This window comes from Neopusillimonas maritima (assembly GCF_003576595.1).
Taxonomy (GTDB): domain Bacteria; phylum Pseudomonadota; class Gammaproteobacteria; order Burkholderiales; family Burkholderiaceae_B; genus Neopusillimonas; species Neopusillimonas maritima.
Genome location: NZ_NQOU01000005.1, coordinates 17662 through 40923, shown reverse-complemented (window position 1 = coordinate 40923; position 23262 = coordinate 17662). Strand labels below are relative to the sequence as shown.

The window sequence follows — 23262 nt, the reverse complement described above, 5'->3', positions numbered from 1 at the left end:
TCTGCTCCCTATTACAGGCGGCCGAACGACTACAATAACGAATTCAGGTTTCCTTTGTTACAAGGCTTATTTTGTTCAGCTATCGTCACGCTTTCCACGCAGCCAACCATGCCGACGTCATCAAGCACGCAACCGTGGTGCAGGTTCTTGATTACTTTAACCAGAAAGATGGTCCTTACTGGGTCATCGACACCCACGCCGGTGCCGGCATTTATGACCTGACTGATGAGTGGGCTTCGAAGAACAGCGAGCACGAAAGCGGCCTTGATCGCTTGCTTGGGGCGAAACCGCCACCCATGATTGCACGTTACCTGGAGACCATCGAGCAATTCAATCCCGACGGTGAGGCACGCTTTTACCCCGGTTCCCCCTGGCTCGCTCTAAGCCTTTTGCGTCCCAAAGACCGTCTTCGTCTTTTCGAGCTTCACCCCACCGAGTTCAGGAATCTGGGGCTCAATATCGCCTCGTTGGCGTCGGAAGACCAGAAAAAGATTCAAACTTTTGAGCGCGACGGATTCGCCGGACTAAAGGCACTATTACCACCTCCCACCCGACGAGCCGTCACACTCATCGACCCCTCCTACGAAGACAAGTCCGATTATCGTAGAACCCTCTTATGTCTTCAGGAAGCCTTGAAGCGATTTCCAACAGGATGCTATTTGATTTGGTATCCGCTGGTCCAGCGCCGCGAAGCCACCGAAATGGTACGTGCCCTGGAACGCTTGCATGACGTTAACTGGCTGAATGCGTCACTTACCGTGCACAGGCCGTCACGTGATGGGCTGGGTTTGCACGGGAGCGGTATTTTTATCGTGAACCCACCCTGGACGCTTCAAAAGTCACTTAAAAACACACTGCCGTGGCTGGCGGAAACACTGGCACAAGATAAGTTTGCCACTTTTACGCTGCGTTCAAATGAGGCTCAAAAACAAGCATCAAAAGGGGTTCAGAAACGCTCGCCCTCGGGCAAATAGCGCCATTGGCCTTGTGGCAAGTCGCCCAGCACGATACGCCCCATACGAACACGCTTAAGCCCCACAACCTTCAAGCCCACCATTTCACACATTCGGCGAATCTGACGCTTCTTCCCTTCACGCAACACGAAGCGCAATTGATCATCGTTAAGCCAGCTCACTTGCGCAGGCTTCAAGGGTTGATCATCCAGGCTCAAGCCGTGATTCAGCATTTTCAACCCCCCTGCTGACAAACGGCCTTCCACCCGCACAAGGTATTCTTTTTCGATATCGGAATGCTCATCAATCAACTGACGGGCAATGCGCCCATCTTGCGTCAGAACCAGCAAACCCTGTGAATCGATATCCAGCCGACCCGCGGGTGCCAAGCCCCGCAAATGGTCGCGCTCAAAACGAATAGGAGACTTGCCGCGTTGGTACTGATTGTGCTGCGTAATTAAAGTAACAGCCGGCCGGTAACCGCTTTCCGCCTGCCCGGAGACATAACCAACCGGCTTATTGAGCAAAATAGTCACGCGAGCCGTTTGACGTTGCTGCGCCTGACGAGCCAAGGTAATGGTTTGATGCGGATACGCTTTACTGCCCAGTTCGGAAACGACTTGTCCGTCGACGCGCACCCAACCGCGCTCTATATAGGCGTCGGCCTCACGACGCGAACATAATCCGCGCTGTGCCATCAGTTTGGAAATGCGGACTTTTTCGTCCGCCTGCTTTGAAAAGGATTTCGCCATGGTGATATCAAACCGGAAAAGCCAACGCTGTACTTCTGATGCAAGCACAAAACGATAAGCAAACAGAAGTTAACGGAAGGAAAATTAATGAGCCAAAATTTTAGACAGAAAATGCTTGGCGCGTTCCGAGCGGGCTTCGGGCTGCCCGAAGAACTCATCTTTGGTGCAGTCTTCAACAATTTGCCCTTGGTCCATAAATACGACCCGATCAGCAACCTTGCGCGCGAAACCCATTTCGTGCGTTACAACCATCATGGTCATACCCTCTCGCGCCAAGTCCACCATCACATCAAGCACCTCGTTTACCATTTCGGGATCGAGGGCCGATGTGGGTTCGTCAAACAACATGGCAATGGGGTCCATTGCCAACGCACGGGCAATCGCAACCCTTTGCTGTTGCCCGCCCGACAACTGCCCTGGAAACTTGTTGATATGTTCTTCAAGCCCCACCCGCTGCAGCAGTTCACGAGCACGCGCTTGCGCCTGCGCCTGCGACCGTTTCAATACTTTCACTTGTGCCAAGGTAAGATTGCGTAGTACCGATAAATGCGGAAAGAGTTCAAAGTGCTGAAATACCATGCCGATTTTTGCACGCAATGCCGGCAAATTCGTACCGGGTGCGCCCACCGACACACCATCGATTCTAATCTCACCTTCTTGAAACGGCTCCAATGCGTTGGCTGTTTTAATCAGGGTTGATTTGCCTGAGCCCGAGGGCCCGCAAACCACCACCACTTCACCTTTGGCAACTGATGTAGTGCAATTTTTCAGAACCTGAAAATCACCATACCACTTGCTGACGTTTTTGAACTCAATCATTAAACCTGTACTCCTTTAACGCACGACTGCGGTGCGCGCCTGCAAAATCCGCACCAACCTTGAGGCCAGGTAGGAAATGACAAAATACACGATTGCAGCAAACACAAACATTTCCACCAGGCGCCCGTCACGTTGCGCCACAATATTCGCAGCACCGAGGAAATCGGTTAAAGACAAAACATAAACCAACGATGTGTCCTGGAACAGCACAATAACCTGGGTTAACAACACCGGCGCCATATTACGAAAGGCCTGCGGTAAAACAATGTGCCGCATCACACCAAAATAATTAAGCCCCAGCGCATAACCCGCTTCAATCTGGCCGCGTGGAATCGATTGAATGCCCGCACGCATAATCTCGCAGAAATAAGCCGCTTCGAACAACGTAAATGTAATGAGTGCCGACGTGAACCCACCTACGGGAACCGGGCGCCCCTCGCCGGTTAACCAACCGACAATATAGGGAACCAGAAAATAAAACCAGAAAATGATAAGAATAAGCGGAAGCGCCCGGAGCAAATTCACATAGCTGCCGGCCACGCCTGAAACAAGGCGATTCGACGATAACCGCATCATGGCCAGTAAAGTGCCCAGGATCAAGGCAAAAATGGTTGCCAGCACTGTCAGTTTCAACGTGAAAACCATTCCAACGCCGAGCAAGTACGGCAAGGAGTCGAAAATAACCTGGAAATCAAAACCCTGCATGGCCCATCCTTATTTTGCAGCGCCCATGAAACCGGGTACCCGAGCCATTTTCTCGACCCAGCGCATCAGAATCACGACGACAATATTAATGAGCACATACAAAACCGTTGCGGCGGCAAAAGCCTCAAAAATCTGAAAGCTGAACTCCTGCATCGAGCGCGCTGCGCCGGTAATTTCGAGTAGGCCAATCGTGAACGCGACCGAAGAATTTTTGATTAAATTCAGTGCCTCGGAAGTCAGTGGGGGAAGAATCATGCGCCCTGTAATCGGCAGCAACACGTAGCGATACACCTGCCTTCGTGTCAGCCCCAGGGCGGTCGCCGCCAATGTTTGGCCGCGAGGTAACGATTCAATACCCGCCCGAACCTGCTCGGCGATCCGCGCCGAGGTGAACAGCCCCAAACACACAACGGCAGTCCAAAAGGTACTCATTACCGGGTCAGCCGTTTTAATGTAATCACCCCACGCATCTGGCAGAACTTCCGGAAAAACGAAATACCAAAGGAACATTTGAACCAAGAGCGGAACGTTGCGAAACAACTCAACGTAACCACGGCACAAACGCTCAAGCCCGCGATGGCCACTGGTGTTGAAAACACCCACCGCGACCCCTAACGCCAGCGCAAGAACCCAGGCGGCCGTCGAAACGGCCAGCGTCCAGTACAACCCCTGTATCAGGGTGTCCATATACGTACCGCTGCCGCCAGGTGATAGATCCCAAAAAACCGACCAGTTCCAGTTGTAACTCATGCGGACATTTTTCCTGGCCGGGGTGGTTATTGATAAGTTGCGGGATCAGGCGAATCAGTGGGATTGGCCATGACCTTTTTAAGGGCATCGGTCATGGGCCAATTCAAATTGATATTACGCGGCGGAATCGGCTGCATGAACCATTTATCATAGATTTTTTCCAAACGCCCATCTTTCATCATGGCAATAACCGCATTATCAACAACCTGCTTAAAACGTGCGTCGTTCTTGGGAAGAATAATGCCGTAAGGTTCGGTTGTGTACGCCTTCGAACTAATCATCCAGTCGTTGGCATTGCGGGAATTGGCCACTAGCCCGGCCAGAAGAATATCGTCCATAAAGAAAGCGGCGGCACGACCACTATTCACGGTAAGAAACGCCTCGGAGTGATCTTTGGCCGGAATAATCCTTAAACCCAGGTCTTGTTCGGCATTCGCCTGAGTCAGCCAGCGCAGATTACTGGTGCCGGCGGTAGAGACAACCGTTTTGCCCTTCAGGTCTTCAAGCGCTTTCACATTAGACGATTTCAGTGCGGCGAACCGGGTTGCAGTAACAAACGTGGTTGGCGCGTAGCTGACCTGCTCTTGACGTTGAGCATTATTCGTGGCGGACCCACAGGCCAGGTCGACCGTACCATTGGCCACCAGGGGAATGCGCGTGGACGACGTGACCGGGACCTCACGAACGTTCAAGGTACTCAGTTTGAGCTCTTGTTTGACCGCCTCGACGATATTTCGGCAAATATCCATGGAATACCCAACCGGCTTTTGGTCGCCGTCGAGATAGGAGAATGGGATCGACGATTCACGGTAGCCCAACGTTATTTGCTGATCGGACTGAATTCTATCGAGGCGACTTTCAGTTTGCGCCGCCGCCATGCCGGTAACAAAAACAGTGAGTGCCAATACCAATGATGCTGATTTCATTTGTCCTCCTTTTTTACAACTTAACCGCAAGCATACGATTGGGGCAACCGATTTAGAGTGCTTCGGTTCCGCTTTCACCGGTTCGAATGCGAATGGCCTGCTCAACCGGCATGACGAAAATCTTGCCGTCACCTATTTTGCCGGTGTGCGCTGCCTTGATAATGGCTTCGACTGCCTCTTCGACCATCGTGGCCGGCAACACGACGTCGATACGGATCTTGGGCAGAAAATCCACAACGTACTCGGCGCCGCGGTACAGTTCGGTATGCCCTTTCTGACGCCCGAACCCTTTCACTTCGGCAACCGTGAGGCCACTGACGCCGATTTCGGCAAGCGCCTCGCGTACTTCATCGAGTTTGAACGGTTTAATAATGGCCGTAATCAGCTTCATAAAGCGGTGCTCCGGTAAGAATAAAGTGTCTCTGGGTAAAATTATCGCACGCTCACCTTATAATTGCGCACTATGTCAAAAAATGCTTCTACTCCGCCCCACGACCAGTTTGCCAACAAGAGCCAAGCCTGGTCCGCCCGTTTTTCCGAACCTGTTTCGGATCTTGTAAAACGATATACCGCCTCTGTAGGCTTCGATCAGCGCATGGCCCAAGTCGATATTCAGGGCTCATTGGCTCACGCCGATATGCTTGAATCGATCGGGCTTATCAGTACCGACGATCTGCAAGCAATACAACGCGGCATGCAGCAAATTCTGCAGGAAATTCAGGACGGCAAGTTCGAATGGTCGATCGACCTTGAAGACGTGCACCTGAACATAGAAAAACGGCTGGTTGAACTGATTGGCGATGCGGGCAAACGGCTTCATACGGGCCGGTCGCGCAACGACCAGGTCGCCACCGATATCCGCCTTTGGTTGCGCGCGGAAATTGATACTTCGCTGGAACTGCTGCGCCAATTGCGCCACAACCTCGCGGCACTGGCGCTCAAGCACGCCGAAACAATTTTACCCGGCTTCACGCACCTGCAGGTTGCACAACCCGTTACATTCGGACATCACCTGCTGGCCTACGCCGAAATGTTCGCCCGCGACGCCGAGCGCCTGCAAGACTGCCGAAAGCGCGTCAACCGCTTACCACTGGGCGCTGCCGCTCTGGCCGGCACGTCGTATCCTATCGACCGTGAAAGGGTTGCCCGCACACTGGGGTTCGATTCGGTGTGCCGTAATTCGCTCGACGCCGTTTCCGACCGCGACTTTGCAATCGAGTTTTGCGCTGCCGCGGCGCTTATCATGATGCATGTTTCACGCCTGTCGGAAGAGCTGATTATCTGGATGAGTCCTCGGGTGGGCTTTATTCAGCTAGCCGACCGTTTTTGCACTGGCAGCTCAATCATGCCGCAAAAAAAGAACCCGGATGTCCCGGAGTTGGCACGCGGCAAAACCGGGCGCGTAAACGGCCATCTGGTTGCTTTGCTAACGTTGATGAAAGCACAGCCCCTGGCCTACAACAAAGATAATCAGGAAGACAAAGAGGGGCTGTACGATGCCGCCGACACGATACGCGACACGCTAACGATCTTCGCCGACATGGTTAACGGCATTACCGTGAAAGCCGACGCCATGCGCGCCGCCGCCATGCAAGGTTTCGCCACTGCCACCGATTTAGCCGACTATCTGGTGAAAAAAGGCCTGCCCTTTCGCGATGCACACGAAACCGTTGCTCTGGCGGTGCGCACGTGCGAAGAACAAAATTGTGATTTGGCCGACCTGACGCTGGAACAGTTGCAGTCGTTCCATGCCTCAATTGAAAACGATATTTTCGACGTACTTACATTGGAAGGATCCGTGGCCGCTCGTAATCATATCGGCGGCACAGCCCCTGAGCGTGTTCGCGAAGAGGCCAACCGGATACTGTGGGAAACGCAAAACTAACGCTGAAAGACCGCTATCGACTCAACGTGCCCTGTATGGGGGAACATGTTGATCGCACCGGCGGCCTCAAGCCGATAACCCGCATCACGCACCAGAATCCCCGCATCACGCGCCAGCGTGGCGGGGTTGCACGACACATAAACGATTCTGTCTGGTTGAAGCGATGCATCAAGCTGTGCCAATGATTGGACAATGGCTTCGGCACCGTCACGAGGCGGGTCAATTAGCCACCGGTCGAATCGGCCCAAGGCGTTCAACCATCCGGCGTCCACCTCAAACAGGTTCTGAACAGAAAACTGTGCCTTCTTTTCCAGGCCATGATCACGTGCCGCCGCATTGGCTCGGCCGACCAACGTTTGGCTGCCTTCTACACCCACCACCTCAGCGACCCGCGTTGCCAAAGGCAAAGTGAAATTACCCAGACCACAGAACAGATCAAGTACACGGTGTTCGGGCGCAATATCCAGCAAAGCCAAGGCCCGCGAGACCAGCGCGCGATTAATCGCATGATTTACCTGAGTAAAATCCGTTGGCTTGAACCCCATGCGCAACCCAAACTCCGGCAAACGATACGATAGGCAATCGACGTCGTCTGGATTAAGGGGATGAACCGTATCGGGGCCCTTGGGCTGTAACCACCAGCTTACATTGTGCGCATCAGCGAACTGCTTCAAAAGCTGCTGATCCTGCTCGCTCAATGCTTCCATGTGGCGCATCAACAGCACAACGATGTCGTCACCAACCGCGACTTCAATTTGGGGAATGCTGCGGGGAATCGAAAGTGCCCCCACCAATTCGCGCAATGGTGTAATCAAGTTGGAAACGTGCCTCGGCAAAACGTGGCACTCGTGCATATCGGCAACATAGGCCCCTTTCTTCTCACGAAAGCCCACCAACACGCCGCCCTTTTTTTGTACGTAACGAACCGACAAACGAGCCCGGTAACGATAACCCCACGTCGGACCATGCATCGGCGTTAACATTCGCCCCGGACGCACCCTGCCAATATGCCATAACGCATCTTCCAACGCTCTTTGCTTCACTGCAACCTGGGCGGCGGCATCAAGATGCTGCATGGCACAACCACCACACACACCATAATGCGGACATCGCGGAGTGACGCGTTGAGACGAAGATTTCAGGATTTTTTCGGTATGAGCGACGTCGAATGAGGGCTTTCGCCGCACTATTCTTGTTTCCACCCGCTCTCCCGGTAAAGCGCCTTGAACAAAAACGACTTTGCCATCAAGACGTGCGACACCACGGGCCTCGAGGTCGAGTGATTCAATTGATAATATTTCTTCAGACATAAACGTTAGGGCAAACAAAACCGGCAAGGACCGAATTTTGACACCCTAACGCCGCCAAGTCGAATCAGGAAGCGGAATGACGCTGCATTTTGTCTTTTCTATGCTCATGCCGATCGGCCAACGCCTGAGTGAGCACCTTCTGCTGGTCGGCGTCAAGCGCCTCCCAAGCTTGCAACCATTTTTCGGCGACATCCAAGCGATGTTGAGACATCTCTTGCTGGGTTGCTTGCATAGCTTGCAGCGCCGCGCGGGGATCAATCCGCCCTTCTTCGAGTTGTGCAAAGCGCGCCTGCATATTCGATTTCATCGTGCTTTTATGAGCAGCCCTAAGCGCTTGCTGTTCAGCTTGCGCAGCGTTGACTTTTTGTTGCTGTAAATCAGTCAGCTTCAGCGAATCAAGTGTTTTTTTTCCGACCGGACCGTAGCCGGGAATCATGAATGCAATATCACGTTGTTGCGAACGTGCGTGGCGTTGATGCTCGTGTCGATCATACTTGCCGGTGCGCTCAATGCGATCAACCTGTGTTTCTGCATTATTGGGCTCTGCAGCCGCAGCAAGCGGGGCCTGCAGGGCAATCATGGCTGCCACTGTAGCCAAAGAGTAGGCAAGACGGGATTTTTTGCCGGGCATAATACTGCTCCTTCATAATGATAAGAGCCTTCATCATGCGCGCAAACTGATTTCAAACCTGTTGCACAAACAAGCACTTTCGTTTCAACGCGTTTCGAAATCGGCGTCTAAGCCCAGGCGTTCAGATACTCAACCCAGTGATCGCCATTTAAAGTCGCAAGTGTTTCACGTACAAGATCAATCTCTTCCTGGTAAGACTGTGCATCAAGCTCACCACGCAACAGACGAAACCGACAAAACAATAACCACGTGTTCACCACATCGGTTTCGCAATAGGCCCGGACTTCGTCCTGGCGCCCTTCAGACCATGCTCGCCATACCTGACTGCCATCCATCCCCAATTTACCAGGAAAGCCGCATAATTTGGCGAGGTCGTCCATCGGAGCGTTCGCCCTGCCATTATATTTCGCCAGTAAATCCATTAAATCGATATGGCGATTATGATAGCGGCTAATGTAGTTGTTGAATTTGAAATCGCGGTCTTCTTCACCGGTGTCCCAATAACGGGGCGCCGGCACCCCATGAATAAGACTACGGTAATGCAACACCGGAAGATCAAAGCCCGATCCGTTCCAACTGACCAATCGCGGGGTATACCGCTCAATTGTTTTAAAAAAACCCGTAATGAGAGAAGCCTCCGGGTCGTCCGGTTGACCTAATGTTTTGATTCGAAAACCCTGGGCATCGCGAAAAACACACCCTACCACCACAATCTTGTGCAAGTGCAAGGGCAAAAAGTCGGTACCATGTGAAGCCTGCCTTTGCGCCAACGCTTTTTCGATCACCTCCGTATCACTAAAGGCGTCGGGCCAATCATTCAGTTGCCTGAGTCCATTGGCATCCGGAATGGTTTCAAGATCGAAAACAAGGGTGGGAATCATTAAAGCGCCCCGGTTTACCGCTCGGGAAGATAGGCCAGCGGGTTAACAGGCGTGCCACTACGCCGGATCTCGAAATGCAAGCGTGGACTGGTGGTGTCGGTTTGCCCCATTAATGCAATGCGATCGCCCTTCTTAACTTCCTGCCCGGTTTTCACCAGCAGCTTTTCGTTATGTGCATACGCAGTAATAAAGCTGTTGCTGTGACCGATCAACACCAGGTTACCCAAGCCACGAACACCATTTCCGGCATACATGACTTTGCCAGACGCCGCAGCAATTACCGGATCGCCAACGTTGCCGCCGATATCAACACCTTTTGTGTTGGAGCTGAAACCCTGAATCACTTTGCCCTGAGCAGGCCAGCCCCAAGATATCAAGCCGGCATCGCCGGCACGCGACGGTTTTGCAGGTTCAGAGGCTTTAGCCGGCTCAACAGCCGCGCCACTATCGGAACCCATTCCCGCACTACTTGCCACCTGTGGCGCGTCGCCACGTAAACGCAATGTTTGGCCGACACGCAATTGACCGGGGTCGGAGATGTTGTTGAGTTGCACCAAGGTGCTGACATCAACGTTATACATTTGCGAAATTTTGTACAAAGTGTCACCTGGCCTGACAACATATAGCCCGCTTGACGGAACGGATGCCGACCCACTCGACATATCGGCGACAGGTGCCTGGGTTCCGCGGGACGCGCAACCCGCCAGCACTGCCATTGACATAACGACCATGACCAGCCAGATACGCGGCATGCGCCTGGGAAACTGCGACGCAGCCGACAATGCTGAAAGCCCGGACGTTCCTGCAACCATAAATCATCTCCTACAACTGAGTTCCTGAACGAAGAGGAACAAAACGAACCGATTCCAATTCCTGACGATGCCAACTGGTAGGGCTGGTACGTCGAATGAGTACTAAACGCTGCGCCGACGTGCCCTCAGGCGCAATCAGACGGCCCCCGACAGCCAACTGATCAAGCAATGCCTGCGGAATATGCAAACCGGCTGCCGCCACAACAATAGCATCGAACGGGGCGGATTTGGGCAAACCAAGCATACCATCACCGAACGAAAGCCTTACCCGGGTATTTAACTTTAGCGTTCGAAGGTGTTCACGCGCAAGGTCGTACAAACCACGGATGCGTTCGATTGCGTAAACTTCGGGCACAATTTGAGCCAGCACGGCAGCCTGATAACCGCAGCCCGCCCCCACTTCAAGCACCCGTTTGGGCAGCGACTCTTCGCAAACGGCGGAAATCATGCGTGCCACCACCCACGGCTGGGAAATCGTTTGCCCGAAACCGATTGGCAAAGCAGCGTCTTCATACGCCCGGCTCGCCAACCCCTGATCGACAAAGTAATGGCGCGCCACGGCCATCATGGCATTGAGCACCCGTGGGTCGGTAATGCCCTGCTCCCGAACACGCTCAACCATTTGGGCGCGCAAACGTTCGGAATTCAAGCCCAAATTGCCTTGCCCCAGTGCGCCGGTTGCTTCAGTCAAGGTTTTAGATTCGGCAGGCGCGCTGGAGCGTGGCCCCATACCCGGCGGACTGATGCGGGTATTGCTGTTGCGCGCCGTAAGCCCATGACCAATTCGGGAACGGCCAAACCGATTTGTGGTTCCCGTCGCGAAGGGAAAGGAGTTTACCGGTTTACGCATAACGGCCCCGCCCAACCCCGCACGGCGTCGAGTTGTTCATGGTAGGTAAGATCAAGACGCAAAGGCGTGACCGAAACACGATTGTTTTCGATTGCCCCAAAATCCGTATCAGACGCGGCATCGGAGACATTGCCTACCGGCCCGATCCAATAAACCGGATCGCCGTAGGGTGTGGTGGTTTTCACAACCGGCTCAGACGGGTGACGTTTGCCCAGACGGGTGACATGGATCCCATCGAGCGCCTCATAAGGAACGGCGGGGATATTGACGTTCAATAATACCTTTGCGTCGATTGGCTGCTCGACGTGATGTGCAACAATTTGACGCGCCACCTGCGCCGCCGTTTCCAAATGCTCCCAACCCCTTTTCACTAAAGAAAAAGCAATGGCGGGAATACCAAACAAATAGCCCTCCGTCGCCGCAGCGACGGTACCTGAATACAGGGTGTCATCGCCCAAATTTGCCCCGTTGTTGATACCGGAAACAACCAGATCGGGACGAAAATCAAGCAAACCCGTTAAGGCAATATGAACGCAATCGGACGGTGTACCATTAATGAAGAAATAGCCGTTCGGCGCTTGGCGCACGGACAACGGACGATTCAGTGTCAGAGAATTGGAAGACCCGCTGCAATTGGTTTCCGGCGCGACAACGGTTAGTTCGCCCAAACCATGCAAGGCTTTGGCCAACGCCTCGATTCCGAGCGCATTGTACCCATCGTCGTTTGACACCAATATCCGCATTTGCATTCCATCTCAGTACTTAAGAAAACGTTGCCAATTGTACCCGCTTGCCATGACTTTGGCTGGTAAAACAGAGTCGGGGTAGAATGCCTTGCAATTGTGACAAAGGAATAACCTTAATGGCATCCGCAACCTCCGTTCTGATCAGCCTTGTTGTTATTTTGGGCGCCTATATTATTGGCTCAATTTCGTTTGCGGTCGTCGTAAGCCGGCTCATGGGGCTGGACGATCCCCGCACTTTTGGGTCGGGCAACCCCGGTGCCACGAATGTCCTTCGAACGGGAAATAAAAAAGCAGCCATCTTTACCTTGGTTGGAGACACGCTGAAAGGCTGGGTAGCGGTATTTCTGGCCACCTTAATTGCAACACAATTCGGTCTGGGTGCCGCCCTGCCTGCCGCCGCCGCCCTGGCTGCGTTTCTGGGCCATGTGTATCCGATATTTCTGAAATTCAAAGGCGGCAAAGGCGTTGCAACGGCATTAGGCGTGCTCGCCGGTCTGGAGCCTGTGCTGGCATTAGCCACGTTGGTGACCTGGCTCATTGTGGCCTACGCAAGCCGCTACTCATCGTTGGCGGCCGTGCTGGCTGCTATTTTTGCACCGCTTTACTATTTATTCGGCGCCAACATCGCATGGCGTTTACAAGGTAGCGTCACGTTTGTATTAATTATCATTGCAGTCGTGCTTTGTTATCGCCACAGCGCCAACATTACCCGGTTAATGAAAGGAACAGAGCCGAAAATCGGCAAATCAAAGAGTCAAGCGGGTAAACCCAAAACCTGAATGAGCGATTCAGATGTCCTGCAACGGCCAGCGCGGGCGTACCGTAAAGGCGTGATCTCCCACGGTTAGGTCGGCAAGGCCGGCATCAATACGCTGTGATGCGGCATAGGCAATCATGGCACCGTTATCGGTGCATAATGCCAACGGCGGAAAGAAAACCTGCCCGCCGCGACGATGCATTGCTTTGTGCAACTGTTCACGCAAGCGCCGGTTAGCCCCAACTCCGCCGGCCACCACCAAACGCTTCATACCGGTTTGATCCATGGCACGAATCGCTTTCGCGGCCAGAACATCGACGATAGCCGCCTCAGTGGCCGCCGCAAGATCGGCCTTTTGCTGATGCGTTACCACACCTTCTCCTGCGGCCGACTCAAGCTTTTTCATTTGTGTCAGCACTGCGGTTTTCAAGCCGCTGAAACTAAAATCAAGATCGCCACTATGCAACATGGGTCTTGGCAATGAGTAAACCGTACTGTCGCCCTCTTGCGCCAAACGCGATAAGGCAGGGCCACCCGGATAACCCAGCCCCATCAGCTTGGCCGATTTATCGAAAGCCTCACCAGCGGCGTCATCAAGCGTTTCGCCCAGCATTTCGTATTGGCCGACGACGTCCACCCGCATCAACTGCGTATGCCCACCCGACACCAATAAAGCCACAAAGGGAAATTCGGGCGCCGGGTCGGCAAGACGGGGCGACAGCAAATGACCTTCTAGGTGATGGACCGGAATCGCCGGCAACCCCAGCGCCCAGGCAATTGATCGCGCCACCGAGGCCCCTACCAGCAATGCCCCTGCCAAACCCGGACCGGCCGTATAGGCAACGGCCTGAACGTCGTTCAAAGATAGCCGCGCCTCTTTCAATACCGTGTTCGTAAGCGGCAAAATACGCTGTATGTGGTCGCGTGAGGCTAGTTCCGGCACAACCCCGCCATATTCACTATGCATGGCAACCTGGCTGTGCAAGGCGTGCGCCAGCAAGCCGCGTTCGGAACACACCAACGCCACACCAGTTTCATCACAAGAACTTTCGTATCCAATTACTATCATTTATCGCAGTGTACAACTTGGGGTTATTACGACTAAAAACAGCTACAAATCAGAACAATAAAGGCTTAGAATTGCATCGTCGCATTATTTTATGTTTAAACCGATTTGTTTTTTGCCTAACACTAATAAAGGGGGGGCTTTGCATGCTAGAAAGTTTATTCAAGCTGCGTGAACACGGAACCAATGTCCGAACGGAGATTTTAGCCGGGGTGACCACGTTCCTGACCATGGCATACATTATTTTCGTTAACCCGCAAATCCTGTCCACCACCGGCATGGACGGCGGCGCCGTATTTGTTGCAACCTGCCTGGCAGCCGCGCTGGGTTCTCTTATTATGGCCTTCCTGGCCAACTGGCCTATCGGTATGGCGCCGGGCATGGGCTTGAATGCATTTTTCGCGTTTACCGTGGTTGGCGCCATGGGTTACACGTGGCAACAAGCATTGGGGGCCGTATTTATTTCCGGCATTATTTTCGTCATTCTTACGGTTACAGGCGTTCGTACCTGGATTATTGAAGGTATTCCCAAATCGCTACGCTCGGGTATTGTGGCCGGTATCGGCTTGTTCCTGGGCCTGATCGCACTAAAAAGCGCCGGTATCGTAGTGGGCAGTGACGCCACCCTCGTCACACTGGGCGACCTCACCTCACCGCAAGCTTTGTTCGCGATTCTGGGGCTTTTCATTATCGGTGCACTCGACGCCCTGAAGGTGCGCGGCGCGATCCTGATCGGTATCCTGGCCATCACCATTCTGTCAATTATTATGGGTTACACCCAGTTTGGCGGCATCTTCGACATGCCACCCAGCCTGGCTCCCACCTTCTTCCAACTCGACATCTTGGGCGCGCTGCAATTTGGTTTTGTGCACGTCATTCTGGTTCTTGTACTGGTCGAGGTCTTCGATGCAACCGGCACCATGATTGGCGTCGCCAAACGTGCGAACCTTATGCCTGAAGGCAAGCCCAACCGCCTGGGTCGCGCTCTGATGGCCGACAGTACCGCCATCGTGGCCGGTTCATTCCTGGGGACCAGCAGCACTACCGCCTATATTGAAAGCACCTCGGGTGTGCAAGCGGGCGGGCGTACAGGCCTTACCGCGCTTACTATCGGCATTCTATTCCTGCTGGCCTTGTTCCTGGCACCGCTTGCCGGCTCGGTACCGGCCTACGCGACAGCGCCCGCCCTGTTATATGTTGCCGGCTTAATGCTTCGTGAAGTCGCCGATGTACAGTGGGACGACGCCACCGAAGCCACGCCCGCTGCGCTTACCGCGATTGCCATGCCATTCACTTACTCTATCGCAAATGGTTTGGCATTCGGGTTCATCAGCTACGTTGCTTTAAAAGTACTCAGCGGTCGTTTCAACCAAATCCACATGGCAACACTCATCGTGGCCATCTTGTTTGTTATCAAATATGCCTTCTTCGGCGGACACTAATACAAACGAGAGATGCAATAACGCGAACAAACCAGTACACTGGTAAAACGCAAAACACCCATTTTTACAAGCGGCTTCAATAGCCGCTTTTTTATTTCAGGAGTCTCATGAGCACAATAGAACTCACCAAAGATAATTTTCAACAAGCCGTTCTCGATAGCAAACCGCTTATCGTTGATTTTTGGGCGCCCTGGTGCGGGCCTTGCAAGACTTTTTCACCGGTTTTCGATAAAGCATCCGAACAACACGACGACATCACTTTTGCGAAAGTGAATACGGAAGACGAAGAGGAACTGGCCGGCGCCTTGGGTATTCGCTCCATTCCCACCTTAATGGTTTTCCGCGAACAAGTTCTGTTGTACAACCAGGCGGGTGCGCTCTCAGCCGGCCAACTGGAAGAATTACTAACTCAGGTGAAAAGCGTGGATATGGAACAGGTTCACGCTGAAATCGCAGCCCAACAACAGCAGCAAGAGCAAAACCCAGGGCCGCAATAACTCATCGGCCCCGGGCGCACGCAATTAAAACTGAGTGTCGTCGCGCTCGAAGCGATCGAGGTCGAAATAACGCGAAGTGGAACTGCCGGTTTCTGCTTGCGTACCGGAAGGTTCCAGCGTTGCTTTAGCGGCGGAGGGCGCGCTTGGCGCTTTGCTGGGAGGGGTGGTACCCACGATACCGGGTACTGTGCCCCGGGCACGGCCCGATCCGCGCTGTGCCAACGTGCGTTGAATCAGGTCTTCAAGCTGATCGGCCAGCGACGAGAACTCTTTGTTTCGCGCCCAATCGGCGGCATCCAGCTTTTGAAGATTTTGAGTCGTCGGTTCCGCTCCCGCAGCCAGAACCGCCCTTACCGTTTCCTGATCGCCCGAATAAGCAGCCATCATGAGAGGCGTTGTACCGTCAGGTGCAGGTGCATCAACGATGGCTCCTGCATGAATCAACATATTCACCATTTCAATATGGCCTTTCGAAGCGGCATAATGCAGCGGCGTCCAGCCCAGACGATTGACCTTCGCACCGCGTTGAATCAAAGCCCTGGCGCGCTCGACATCGCCTACTATCGCCAGATACATCAACGGCGTTTCGTCGTAAGTATTGGCAATATTAGGGTTCAGGTCGCGATGTCGGGCCAGTAAATCATAAACGCCCCAAGCCTGATCCTGAATGGCCTGCATGATGGCGGGTTGCCCCTTTTCGTTGCGCACATTGGGGTCCTCACCCAGTGCCAGCTCCGTCTTTACGGCTTCGACCCGGTCATTGGCGATATCAATCCACCAGTTATCCGATGCTGCATTCACCGCTGTTCCGGTAAGCAAGACACTCGCAAGTGCCAGGCTTGTTAAAAAACGGAAATGATGAGGGCGGTTGATTTTAGGCATGCGTCAGCTCCGCAGGGCGAGGAACCTTTCCGAACAAGCGGAAAAAATTCTCGGTGGATTGTTGGGCGACCTGCGCGACCGGTATGCCTTTCAGTTCGGCTATTTTTTCCGCCACGTGAATGACTTTGGAGGGGTCATTGGTTTTTCCGCGATACGGCACCGGCGCAAGATACGGCGAGTCGGTTTCTATTAGTAGGCGGTCGAGCGGCAGCACCTTGGCAAGCTCCTGCACTTCCTGGGCTTTCTTGAACGTGACGATCCCCGACAAAGAAATATAAAAATTCATGTCGATTGCAGCACGCGCCATTTCCAGAGACTCTGTAAAGCAATGCATTACGCCGCCGCATTCAGCCGCACCCTCTTCCCGCATAAGACGCAGCGTATCTTCACGCGACGCGCGGGTATGAATAATCAGCGGCAAATTACTGGTGCGCGCTGCCCGAATATGCGTACGAAACCGCTCCCTTTGCCAATTCAACGGTTCACTTAAACGAAAATAATCAAGCCCGGTTTCACCAATTGCCACCACTTTGTCGTTGGCGCCGGCCCGATCGACGAGATCATCAACGGTTGGCTCAGTTGTGTCTTCGTAATCGGGGTGGACGCCCACAGAGGCAAAAAGCTGTGGATGCGGTTTAACCATCTCGATTAAACGTGGCCAGTCGGGCAAGTTCACACTAACCACCAGTGCATGACTGACCTGATTACGCTTCATGTCGGCCAAAATGGTATCTAGATTTTCCGACAGAGCGGGAAAATCCAGATGGCAGTGAGAGTCAACGTACATAAATAGCAACCCGCTTTCTAAAACTGAAACGTACTATTCTAACGCGCTTACCGTGTCGTAATCAGCCGGCCGACTGACAAGCCAGAACCACTCGTTGAAGTGCGGTTTGAATAAACAACTTCGTACTTAATGGGTGGGTTGACACCGCTTTCTGCTGCACCAGCCAGCGCGCCATTTCAGCCATGGTAGACGCAGTGACACGCGATGCGATTTGTCGGGTAAAGGTGGTAAGTTCTGGATAATACCGGGGCTCAACACCCTGCGCGACAAGCATTAAATCAAGCCACCAACGTTGCAGAGCATCCACCCACATAGTGACAGGTTGCTTCTCAAGCGCATCGGCAACCCCGCCTGGGTCGGCCTCCTTGTCTTGCGTCAAACCAACAACAAGCGCCCGCAACCATACCGGACATGCCGTATCGGATTCAGCAGACAACGCGAGCGCCTTCAAAGGCGCGCCGCCTGCTGCTGCAAGCCAACTGTGCGGCTCTGCGAGCCCCTGCTGTTGAAGCCACTTTTGCGCTGTTTCAGGCGCAGGCACTGACAACGGGAATCGACGACAGCGTGATACCAACGTGGGCAACAAACGATCCGGCGTGTCCGACACCAACAAAAACACCGTACCCTGCGGTGGCTCTTCGAGCACTTTCAACATAGCATTGGCGGAAATCATATTTAATGACTCTGCCGGATAAAGTACGGCAACGCGGAAGCCGCCGCGATGTGTTGCCGTGTTGAACCAGTGGTGCAACTGCCGCAACTGTTCAACACGGATCTCGCGCGACAATGACTTTTTAGGTGTCGCTGCGTCGTCCTCTGTTTCATCCCCTTCAAGGGCGGCAACCGCATCTGGACGGATACGCCGCAAGTCTGGATGACTGCCTGCCGCGACCCACTGGCATGCCGAGCAACGACCACAGGCCATTTGCTCTTGCGGCGACTCACATAACAGCGCTGCCGCAGCCGCCAAAGCAAACTGTTGCTTGCCAATACCGGCCAAGCCATGAATAAGCCACGCATGGGCGAAATTGTTTCGCCCGGCCAACCATGTTCGTGCCATCTCTTTTTGCCAGGGAAGGAACTGCGGCAGCGCCATATTCATGCCCCTTAACCGGAACGCCACCGCGTTAGCAGCTCATCGACTTGCTCGGCTAGTTCAGTTTGAATGTCGGTAATAGCGCGCGCACTGTCCACCACCCTGATACGAGCCGGAAATTGCCGGGCACGCTCATGATAGGCAGCACGTGTACGCTCGAAGAAGTCCGCTCCTTCCTTCTCGAAACGGTCCAGATCGCGCGACCGGGCCAACCTATCTCGCGCCACACTCAATGGCACGTCGAAAAACCAAGTGCAATCGGGTTGCAGATCGGGGTGCACCCACTCTTCAAGCACATTCACCGCCCCGCCACCTAATTGACGCCCGCCACCCTGATAAGCAAAAGTTGCATCAGTAAAGCGATCACACAACACCCATTGCCCTCGTGCCAATGCCGGTTTAATGACAGCTTCAACGTGCTCGGCGCGAGCAGCGAACATGAGCAGGGTTTCCGCTTTCAGCGTCATCGGCTGATTCAACAATATCTGACGCAGTTGTTCCCCCAACTGCGTGCCACCGGGCTCGCGTGTATTCAACACATTGATATCGCGCCGGGACAACTCCTGAACCAGCCAGGGAACATGGGTGCTTTTACCCGCGCCATCAAGGCCCTCCAGCGTGAGAAACATGCCTGTTTTATGAGCCATTATCAGTCTCGCCCCAAAATGTATTTTGCAACGGCGCGATTATGCTCGCGCAAGTTCTCTGAAAATTCGCTCGTTCCGTCGCCCCTTGACACAAAGTACAGAAACTTGTGCTGCTCGGGATTCAATGCGGCTTCCAACGCGGCACGACCACTGCTGGCGATGGGCGTAGGCGGCAAACCATTTCGTGTATACGTGTTCCAGGGGGTGTCGGTTGTCAGATCCCGCTTTCGGATTCTGCCCTGGTACTTATCACCCATGCCATAGATCACCGTGGGATCGGTTTGTAACGGCATACCCAAACGCAGCCGGTTGGCAAACACCCCACTGACCCGATCGCGGTCTGCCGCGTGCCCGGTCTCTTTTTCAATAATCGATGCCATGATCAACGCTTCATAGGGTGTCTTAAGTGGAATATCGGCGTTACGCTGCGACCACAATTGATCGAGCAACGATTTTTGCGCCACATGAGCCCGTCGCAAAATGTCGAAATCAGTCGTGCCCGGCGTAAAAACATAAGTATCAGGAAAGAAAAGGCCTTCCGGGCTGGGATACTCAACCCCAAGCTTGTCAAGCAATTGAGCATCATCAACGCCATCCAACGTTTGACGGACATCGGGATGCGCTGCCAGCGCCTCACGAATTCGCTGGTATGTCCAGCCTTCCAGCAGGGTAATGCGAGTTTGTGTCATATCGCCGTTGGCCATGCGCTCGAGTAGCGTCCAGGGCGAATCACCTTGTGTCGCTTCATAGGCACCCGCCTTGATCATGATGTCGCGGCCGGATAACCGGGCCATCATGACAAATAAATCTTCATTCACCTGAATACCTGCATCGCTCATGGCGCGCGCCACGCCGCGCACCCCCGTACCTGACTCAATACGGTAATCGGCAGGATCAACTTGCATGGTTACCGGTGACGTTGCCCAATACCAGGCAGCGCCCGCAACCAGCCCGGCCAGCACGAGCAAAAGACTTACCGACCAAAGCAACCAGGACTTGATAATTTTCAACATGGCGCCACTATAAGTTATATAACCAGCGTTATTGTACGCAAGCACCGCAAGGTGCTCTGCAACGCAAGACAAAGACCGCTATCATAAAGTGTTGAACACTTCATTTTCCTTATTATTTGTAGGCTCGCAATGAATTTTGCCGTCAGTTCCGCTACCGTACTTTCCGACTTGGCCATACTTGAGTTTGCAGGTGTCGACACGCCCGCCTTTTTGCAGGGCCAGCTCAGCAACGATGTCATGGCCGCCACGATCGATACAGCCATGCTGGCCGCCTATTGCAACCCAAAAGGCAGAACGCTGGCAACGCTTGTTTTATGGAAAATGCCCGACACCCAAAACAATGAGCCCGTATTCCAGGCCCTTGTAAAAGCAGACATTGCCGACGCCTTGGTCAAACGTTTAACCATGTTTGTTTTGCGATCGAAGGTAAAAATCCGCCGCTTGTCCACTGAAGCGATCGGGCTCAAGCTGGAAAGCGGCAACACGGCGGCCAATGTCGCCGTACCCGAAGTCAACGGCCTGAACCTGGGGGCACTACCTGATGCCTTTGAGCCTTATCGGGTTATTGCACACCCCGGCGGCGTTAGCATTGCCGCGCCGCAAAGCCAACCGGAGTCGCAAAGGTGGTGGTTCATCCCCGCCGACACGCACCCCACTGCGTTAGAGCCAAATGCAAACGCGTTAAGCAAATGGCAAACAGCCGACATTCTGGCCGGCCTGCCCTGGGTTGAACATGCCACACAAGAAGCATTTATTCCCCAAACATTGAATCTTGATCTGATAAACGGCGTAAGCTTTACCAAAGGTTGCTATCCGGGCCAGGAAGTCGTGGCACGCAGTCATTACCGGGGTACGGTCAAACGCAGAATGACTCGAGGCACTGCCCATGTGCCAGTCGAGCATATCGCATCGCTGGCCGGGCAAGACATATTCGATGCACATTCGGCACACCCCGACTCACCCGCAGGGCGCGTTATAAACGCAGCTCACGACGACACGCAGGCACAGTTACTGCTTGAGGTAAAACTGGCCGACATGAATCAGGCACAGTATCGGCTGGGCGAACCCAATGGCCCAGTAATAACGCCGGCAAGTTTGCCTTATAGCATTGAGCCCGGCGAACAGTAACAATTAAGGCACCCGCCTACCCGGCCCCCAAGGAAGCCAGCGGGTGCGCTTCACCCGACGGCCAGGGCGGCTCGAAATAACGCGCGACAAAGCCCGCATCGGCTTCGTTAATGGTGGCGGGCATCCAGGCCGGCGTGCGATCTTTGTCAATTAACAGGGCACGAATCCCTTCTTTTAAATCAGGATTGCCGGCGCAATTCAACGCCGCAATATATTCCAGCCTGAACGCGTCGGCCAGACTAAGAAAGCGCCCCTTTTTCAACAGCTCGAAAGTTAGTCGCACGGATCCGGGAGAGCCCGCCTTCATGCGCTGTGCCGCCTGCCCAAGAACTTCTTCATCCTCCGACTCCCACCGCAGAATATTGCCGTAAATCGCGAGGAAATCCGGCCCGCTGCATGCCGATTGAATCGTCTTTGTGCTGCGTTGCATAACACCGTCAGGGATATCTGCGGATGTTAACCGACGTATTATCTGTTCAAGCAAGACATCATTAGCCTCACGACGCGTTGCCCAGGATTCGGCCTGAACATCGTGTAAAAGCTGTTCCCACTGACTGCTGTGTGCAACGTACTGCGTTAACCCCAAAAAAAGCGTATCGGCCGCATTGATACTCATACCCGTCATACCCAGCAAGCGTCCGAAAAACTCGGGCATACGGTTCAAAAACCAGCTTGCGCCCACATCGGGCACAACACCAATACTGATTTCCGGCATGGCAAATCGAGTTGTTTCAGTGGCAACCCGATGGCTGCAACCCATCATCAAGCCCGCACCGCCACCCATGACATAACCATTCGCCCAACATACGATGGGTTTTGGATACGTATGAATCATGTAATCGAGAATATATTCGTCTCGGAAAAAGGTTCGCAAATATTCAGAAGACCAAATCGGCATTCCTGGTTCGGGAATATGGCGATAAAAAGATTGCAAATCGCCACCAGCGCAAAAAGCTTTTTCACCCTGCCCCCGCAACAGAACAACTCGCACACGGTCATCGTCGCGCCAGAGCGCTAATTGCCGTGTCACCGCCTGCGCCATTTCAAGCGACAACCCATTCAGCCATTTGGGCTGATTCAAAACAATAACGCCAACCTCACTACCGTTGGCGGCGGGGATCCGCTCAAACAGCACTGTTTCCATTTTTCACTCGTTGTTTATGCATTGCACGCCGACGACGCGACTCTTTGGGATCAAACTGCAAGGGTCGATACAGTTCCAACCGGTCACCGTCTACCAAAACATAATCGTCTTGGCAGTGTTGACCATAGACACCCATCGCACCAACCTGCCGCACTTCGTTGGGAAATGCCTGGTCAAAACCACTTAGATCCAGCGCCTGACGCGCTGTGGTTCCGATAGGCACTTGAAGCGTTTTCCGCCAGATCGTGTCGGGTTGCGCAAACACCACCTCAACATGAATACACGAAGCGTCGCAGGTGTGCGATTCAGTCATAGCAGGCTTGGGCACGCTGGGTGAAGGAATCGATAAAGCTGCTGGCAATGCGGTTGAAAACCGGGCCGACAACACGCTCCAGCCCCCGACTGGAGAACGCATACTGCATGGTATACACCACTTTGCAGGCATCGGCAGACAATTCTATGAACTCCCATTTTCCCGTTAGCTCGGAAAACGGACCATCGACCAGATTAAATGTAATCTGCCGGGGGTAATCGTGTTCGTTGCGCGTCGTGAACGATTGCCGAATACCCGCAAAACTAATGGTAATGGACGCTTGCATGCCGTGTTCATCGCGCGACTGAACACTCGCCCCGCCACACCAAGGCATAAACTGTGGATACTTTTCAACATCGGCGACCAAATCGAACATTTGCGCGCACGTGTAAGGAACCAGGACTGATCTTTGGACTGTATGCATTGAATCTTTTTAATCGCTAGAATGTAAGGTTGATTTTACCTTCTAT

27 protein-coding genes are annotated in these 23262 nt (G+C 53.6%); 6 read left to right on the top strand and 21 right to left on the bottom strand.

Going from position 1 to position 23262, the window contains the following annotated elements; genetic code table 11:
• Positions 1–71: 71 nt before the first annotated feature.
• Positions 72–974: a 23S rRNA (adenine(2030)-N(6))-methyltransferase RlmJ gene (locus tag CJO09_RS12335; protein ID WP_119442614.1), complete on the top strand. Its 903-nt coding sequence runs from the start codon at positions 72–74 to the stop codon at positions 972–974.
• Here the strand turns inward: CJO09_RS12335 and CJO09_RS12330 are convergent.
• From CJO09_RS12330 to CJO09_RS12305, 6 genes are all read right to left on the bottom strand, one after another.
• The gene (locus tag CJO09_RS12330; protein ID WP_119442613.1) at positions 947–1705 is read right to left on the bottom strand and encodes a pseudouridine synthase; all 759 of its coding nucleotides are present in this window, start codon (positions 1703–1705) and stop codon (positions 947–949) included. The two genes, CJO09_RS12335 and CJO09_RS12330, sit on opposite strands and share 28 nt — an antisense overlap.
• 84 nt (positions 1706–1789) lie before the next feature.
• Positions 1790–2524 carry an amino acid ABC transporter ATP-binding protein gene (locus CJO09_RS12325; protein ID WP_114421647.1) on the bottom strand — a complete coding sequence of 245 codons (735 nt, stop codon included), beginning with the start codon at positions 2522–2524 and terminating at the stop codon, positions 1790–1792.
• 15 nt (positions 2525–2539) lie between these two features.
• A complete protein-coding gene (locus CJO09_RS12320; RefSeq protein WP_119442612.1) occupies positions 2540–3229 on the bottom strand; it encodes an amino acid ABC transporter permease in 690 nt (229 codons plus the stop codon).
• 9 nt (positions 3230–3238) lie between these two features.
• Positions 3239–3979: an amino acid ABC transporter permease gene (locus CJO09_RS12315; protein ID WP_119442611.1), complete on the bottom strand. Its 741-nt coding sequence runs from the start codon at positions 3977–3979 to the stop codon at positions 3239–3241.
• A 26-nt stretch (positions 3980–4005) separates the two neighbouring features.
• A complete protein-coding gene (locus tag CJO09_RS12310) occupies positions 4006–4905 on the bottom strand; it encodes an amino acid ABC transporter substrate-binding protein (protein ID WP_119442610.1) in 900 nt (299 codons plus the stop codon).
• A gap of 52 nt (positions 4906–4957) precedes the next feature.
• Positions 4958–5296 (bottom strand): P-II family nitrogen regulator, encoded by a 339-nt coding sequence (locus CJO09_RS12305; protein WP_114421643.1) that lies wholly within the window; start codon positions 5294–5296, stop codon positions 4958–4960.
• A gap of 72 nt (positions 5297–5368) precedes the next feature.
• Here CJO09_RS12305 and argH point away from each other — a divergent pair, with 72 nt between their 5' ends.
• Positions 5369–6790: an argininosuccinate lyase gene (argH, locus tag CJO09_RS12300; RefSeq protein WP_119442609.1), complete on the top strand. Its 1422-nt coding sequence runs from the start codon at positions 5369–5371 to the stop codon at positions 6788–6790.
• Here argH and rlmD read toward each other — a convergent pair.
• The 6 genes from rlmD to surE all read right to left on the bottom strand — a co-directional run bounded on the left by rlmD (position 6787) and on the right by surE (position 12017).
• Positions 6787–8100: a 23S rRNA (uracil(1939)-C(5))-methyltransferase RlmD gene (rlmD, locus tag CJO09_RS12295; protein WP_119442740.1), complete on the bottom strand. Its 1314-nt coding sequence runs from the start codon at positions 8098–8100 to the stop codon at positions 6787–6789. The two genes, argH and rlmD, sit on opposite strands and share 4 nt — an antisense overlap.
• A 64-nt stretch (positions 8101–8164) precedes the next feature.
• Positions 8165–8731, bottom strand: a complete 567-nt coding sequence (locus CJO09_RS12290) for a hypothetical protein (protein WP_119442608.1) — start codon at positions 8729–8731, stop codon at positions 8165–8167.
• Positions 8732–8838: 107 nt separating this feature from the next.
• On the bottom strand, positions 8839–9612 hold the full coding sequence (locus CJO09_RS12285) for a 3'-5' exonuclease (protein WP_119442607.1): 774 nt from the start codon (positions 9610–9612) through the stop codon (positions 8839–8841).
• 14 nt (positions 9613–9626) lie between these two features.
• Positions 9627–10424, bottom strand: coding sequence for a peptidoglycan DD-metalloendopeptidase family protein (locus CJO09_RS12280; protein ID WP_119442606.1), 798 nt, complete (start codon positions 10422–10424; stop codon positions 9627–9629).
• A gap of 10 nt (positions 10425–10434) precedes the next feature.
• Positions 10435–11274, bottom strand: a complete 840-nt coding sequence (locus CJO09_RS12275) for a protein-L-isoaspartate(D-aspartate) O-methyltransferase (protein WP_119442605.1) — start codon at positions 11272–11274, stop codon at positions 10435–10437.
• Positions 11259–12017 carry a 5'/3'-nucleotidase SurE gene (surE, locus tag CJO09_RS12270; protein WP_119442739.1) on the bottom strand — a complete coding sequence of 253 codons (759 nt, stop codon included), beginning with the start codon at positions 12015–12017 and terminating at the stop codon, positions 11259–11261. Before surE ends, CJO09_RS12275 begins: the two co-directional genes overlap by 16 nt.
• A gap of 119 nt (positions 12018–12136) precedes the next feature.
• On the opposite strand from surE, the gene plsY reads away from it, so the two are divergent.
• Positions 12137–12799 (top strand): glycerol-3-phosphate 1-O-acyltransferase PlsY, encoded by a 663-nt coding sequence (plsY, locus tag CJO09_RS12265; protein ID WP_119442604.1) that lies wholly within the window; start codon positions 12137–12139, stop codon positions 12797–12799.
• Between the two features lie 9 nt (positions 12800–12808).
• On the opposite strand, the gene tsaD is transcribed toward plsY, so the two are convergent.
• On the bottom strand, positions 12809–13846 hold the full coding sequence (gene tsaD, locus CJO09_RS12260; RefSeq protein ID WP_119442603.1) for a tRNA (adenosine(37)-N6)-threonylcarbamoyltransferase complex transferase subunit TsaD: 1038 nt from the start codon (positions 13844–13846) through the stop codon (positions 12809–12811).
• A gap of 143 nt (positions 13847–13989) precedes the next feature.
• Here tsaD and CJO09_RS12255 point away from each other — a divergent pair, with 143 nt between their 5' ends.
• Both CJO09_RS12255 and trxA read left to right on the top strand, forming a co-directional pair.
• On the top strand, positions 13990–15285 hold the full coding sequence (locus CJO09_RS12255; protein ID WP_119442602.1) for an NCS2 family permease: 1296 nt from the start codon (positions 13990–13992) through the stop codon (positions 15283–15285).
• 107 nt (positions 15286–15392) lie between these two features.
• Positions 15393–15782, top strand: a complete 390-nt coding sequence (gene trxA / locus CJO09_RS12250; protein WP_119442601.1) for a thioredoxin — start codon at positions 15393–15395, stop codon at positions 15780–15782.
• 24 nt (positions 15783–15806) lie between these two features.
• Here the strand turns inward: trxA and CJO09_RS12245 are convergent, their stop codons facing one another.
• The 5 genes from CJO09_RS12245 to mltG form a co-directional block, all read right to left on the bottom strand.
• Complete coding sequence (locus tag CJO09_RS12245) at positions 15807–16664, bottom strand: ankyrin repeat domain-containing protein (RefSeq protein WP_119442600.1); 858 nt, start codon at positions 16662–16664, stop codon at positions 15807–15809.
• On the bottom strand, positions 16657–17451 hold the full coding sequence (locus CJO09_RS12240; protein ID WP_119442599.1) for a TatD family hydrolase: 795 nt from the start codon (positions 17449–17451) through the stop codon (positions 16657–16659). The genes CJO09_RS12245 and CJO09_RS12240 overlap by 8 nt, the downstream gene beginning before the upstream one ends.
• A gap of 61 nt (positions 17452–17512) precedes the next feature.
• Entirely contained in the window at positions 17513–18547 is a 1035-nt protein-coding gene (gene holB / locus CJO09_RS12235) for a DNA polymerase III subunit delta' (protein ID WP_119442598.1), read from the bottom strand.
• An 11-nt stretch (positions 18548–18558) separates the two neighbouring features.
• A complete protein-coding gene (gene tmk / locus CJO09_RS12230; protein ID WP_119442597.1) occupies positions 18559–19194 on the bottom strand; it encodes a dTMP kinase in 636 nt (211 codons plus the stop codon).
• A gap of 2 nt (positions 19195–19196) precedes the next feature.
• Complete coding sequence (gene mltG / locus CJO09_RS12225) at positions 19197–20207, bottom strand: endolytic transglycosylase MltG (RefSeq protein WP_119442738.1); 1011 nt, start codon at positions 20205–20207, stop codon at positions 19197–19199.
• 129 nt (positions 20208–20336) lie between these two features.
• Here mltG and ygfZ point away from each other — a divergent pair, with 129 nt between their 5' ends.
• Positions 20337–21335 carry a CAF17-like 4Fe-4S cluster assembly/insertion protein YgfZ gene (ygfZ, locus tag CJO09_RS12220; protein ID WP_119442596.1) on the top strand — a complete coding sequence of 333 codons (999 nt, stop codon included), beginning with the start codon at positions 20337–20339 and terminating at the stop codon, positions 21333–21335.
• A 16-nt stretch (positions 21336–21351) separates the two neighbouring features.
• Here the strand turns inward: ygfZ and CJO09_RS12215 are convergent, their stop codons facing one another.
• Genes CJO09_RS12215 through CJO09_RS12205 form a run of 3 tightly spaced genes read right to left on the bottom strand, consistent with a single transcriptional unit; the run spans position 21352 to position 23216 of the window.
• Positions 21352–22479, bottom strand: coding sequence for an enoyl-CoA hydratase/isomerase family protein (locus tag CJO09_RS12215; protein ID WP_119442595.1), 1128 nt, complete (start codon positions 22477–22479; stop codon positions 21352–21354).
• Positions 22460–22792 carry an RnfH family protein gene (locus CJO09_RS12210; protein WP_158582756.1) on the bottom strand — a complete coding sequence of 111 codons (333 nt, stop codon included), beginning with the start codon at positions 22790–22792 and terminating at the stop codon, positions 22460–22462. The genes CJO09_RS12215 and CJO09_RS12210 overlap by 20 nt, the downstream gene beginning before the upstream one ends.
• Positions 22785–23216 carry a type II toxin-antitoxin system RatA family toxin gene (locus CJO09_RS12205; protein ID WP_119442594.1) on the bottom strand — a complete coding sequence of 144 codons (432 nt, stop codon included), beginning with the start codon at positions 23214–23216 and terminating at the stop codon, positions 22785–22787. The genes CJO09_RS12210 and CJO09_RS12205 overlap by 8 nt, the downstream gene beginning before the upstream one ends.
• Positions 23217–23262: the final 46 nt, after the last annotated feature.

What these genes read in the sequence shown, in the direction of transcription:
- CJO09_RS12310 (WP_119442610.1), bottom strand. Translation starts at nt 4,905, where the DNA reads ATGAAATCAGCATCATTGGTATTGGCACTCACTGTTTTTGTTACCGGC.
- ygfZ (WP_119442596.1), top strand. Translation starts at nt 20,337, where the DNA reads ATGAATTTTGCCGTCAGTTCCGCTACCGTACTTTCCGACTTGGCCATA.
- CJO09_RS12280 (WP_119442606.1), bottom strand. Translation starts at nt 10,424, where the DNA reads ATGGTTGCAGGAACGTCCGGGCTTTCAGCATTGTCGGCTGCGTCGCAG.
- mltG (WP_119442738.1), bottom strand. Translation starts at nt 20,207, where the DNA reads ATGTTGAAAATTATCAAGTCCTGGTTGCTTTGGTCGGTAAGTCTTTTG.
- CJO09_RS12205 (WP_119442594.1), bottom strand. Translation starts at nt 23,216, where the DNA reads ATGCATACAGTCCAAAGATCAGTCCTGGTTCCTTACACGTGCGCGCAA.
- CJO09_RS12245 (WP_119442600.1), bottom strand. Translation starts at nt 16,664, where the DNA reads ATGCCTAAAATCAACCGCCCTCATCATTTCCGTTTTTTAACAAGCCTG.
- argH (WP_119442609.1), top strand. Translation starts at nt 5,369, where the DNA reads ATGTCAAAAAATGCTTCTACTCCGCCCCACGACCAGTTTGCCAACAAG.
- CJO09_RS12240 (WP_119442599.1), bottom strand. Translation starts at nt 17,451, where the DNA reads ATGTACGTTGACTCTCACTGCCATCTGGATTTTCCCGCTCTGTCGGAA.
- CJO09_RS12315 (WP_119442611.1), bottom strand. Translation starts at nt 3,979, where the DNA reads ATGAGTTACAACTGGAACTGGTCGGTTTTTTGGGATCTATCACCTGGC.
- tsaD (WP_119442603.1), bottom strand. Translation starts at nt 13,846, where the DNA reads ATGATAGTAATTGGATACGAAAGTTCTTGTGATGAAACTGGTGTGGCG.
- CJO09_RS12215 (WP_119442595.1), bottom strand. Translation starts at nt 22,479, where the DNA reads ATGGAAACAGTGCTGTTTGAGCGGATCCCCGCCGCCAACGGTAGTGAG.
- surE (WP_119442739.1), bottom strand. Translation starts at nt 12,017, where the DNA reads ATGCGGATATTGGTGTCAAACGACGATGGGTACAATGCGCTCGGAATC.
- CJO09_RS12275 (WP_119442605.1), bottom strand. Translation starts at nt 11,274, where the DNA reads ATGCGTAAACCGGTAAACTCCTTTCCCTTCGCGACGGGAACCACAAAT.
- trxA (WP_119442601.1), top strand. Translation starts at nt 15,393, where the DNA reads ATGAGCACAATAGAACTCACCAAAGATAATTTTCAACAAGCCGTTCTC.
- holB (WP_119442598.1), bottom strand. Translation starts at nt 18,547, where the DNA reads ATGGCGCTGCCGCAGTTCCTTCCCTGGCAAAAAGAGATGGCACGAACA.
- CJO09_RS12305 (WP_114421643.1), bottom strand. Translation starts at nt 5,296, where the DNA reads ATGAAGCTGATTACGGCCATTATTAAACCGTTCAAACTCGATGAAGTA.
- tmk (WP_119442597.1), bottom strand. Translation starts at nt 19,194, where the DNA reads ATGGCTCATAAAACAGGCATGTTTCTCACGCTGGAGGGCCTTGATGGC.
- plsY (WP_119442604.1), top strand. Translation starts at nt 12,137, where the DNA reads ATGGCATCCGCAACCTCCGTTCTGATCAGCCTTGTTGTTATTTTGGGC.
- rlmD (WP_119442740.1), bottom strand. Translation starts at nt 8,100, where the DNA reads ATGTCTGAAGAAATATTATCAATTGAATCACTCGACCTCGAGGCCCGT.
- CJO09_RS12285 (WP_119442607.1), bottom strand. Translation starts at nt 9,612, where the DNA reads ATGATTCCCACCCTTGTTTTCGATCTTGAAACCATTCCGGATGCCAAT.
- CJO09_RS12320 (WP_119442612.1), bottom strand. Translation starts at nt 3,229, where the DNA reads ATGCAGGGTTTTGATTTCCAGGTTATTTTCGACTCCTTGCCGTACTTG.
- CJO09_RS12325 (WP_114421647.1), bottom strand. Translation starts at nt 2,524, where the DNA reads ATGATTGAGTTCAAAAACGTCAGCAAGTGGTATGGTGATTTTCAGGTT.
- CJO09_RS12290 (WP_119442608.1), bottom strand. Translation starts at nt 8,731, where the DNA reads ATGCCCGGCAAAAAATCCCGTCTTGCCTACTCTTTGGCTACAGTGGCA.
- CJO09_RS12255 (WP_119442602.1), top strand. Translation starts at nt 13,990, where the DNA reads ATGCTAGAAAGTTTATTCAAGCTGCGTGAACACGGAACCAATGTCCGA.
- CJO09_RS12210 (WP_158582756.1), bottom strand. Translation starts at nt 22,792, where the DNA reads ATGACTGAATCGCACACCTGCGACGCTTCGTGTATTCATGTTGAGGTG.
- CJO09_RS12330 (WP_119442613.1), bottom strand. Translation starts at nt 1,705, where the DNA reads ATGGCGAAATCCTTTTCAAAGCAGGCGGACGAAAAAGTCCGCATTTCC.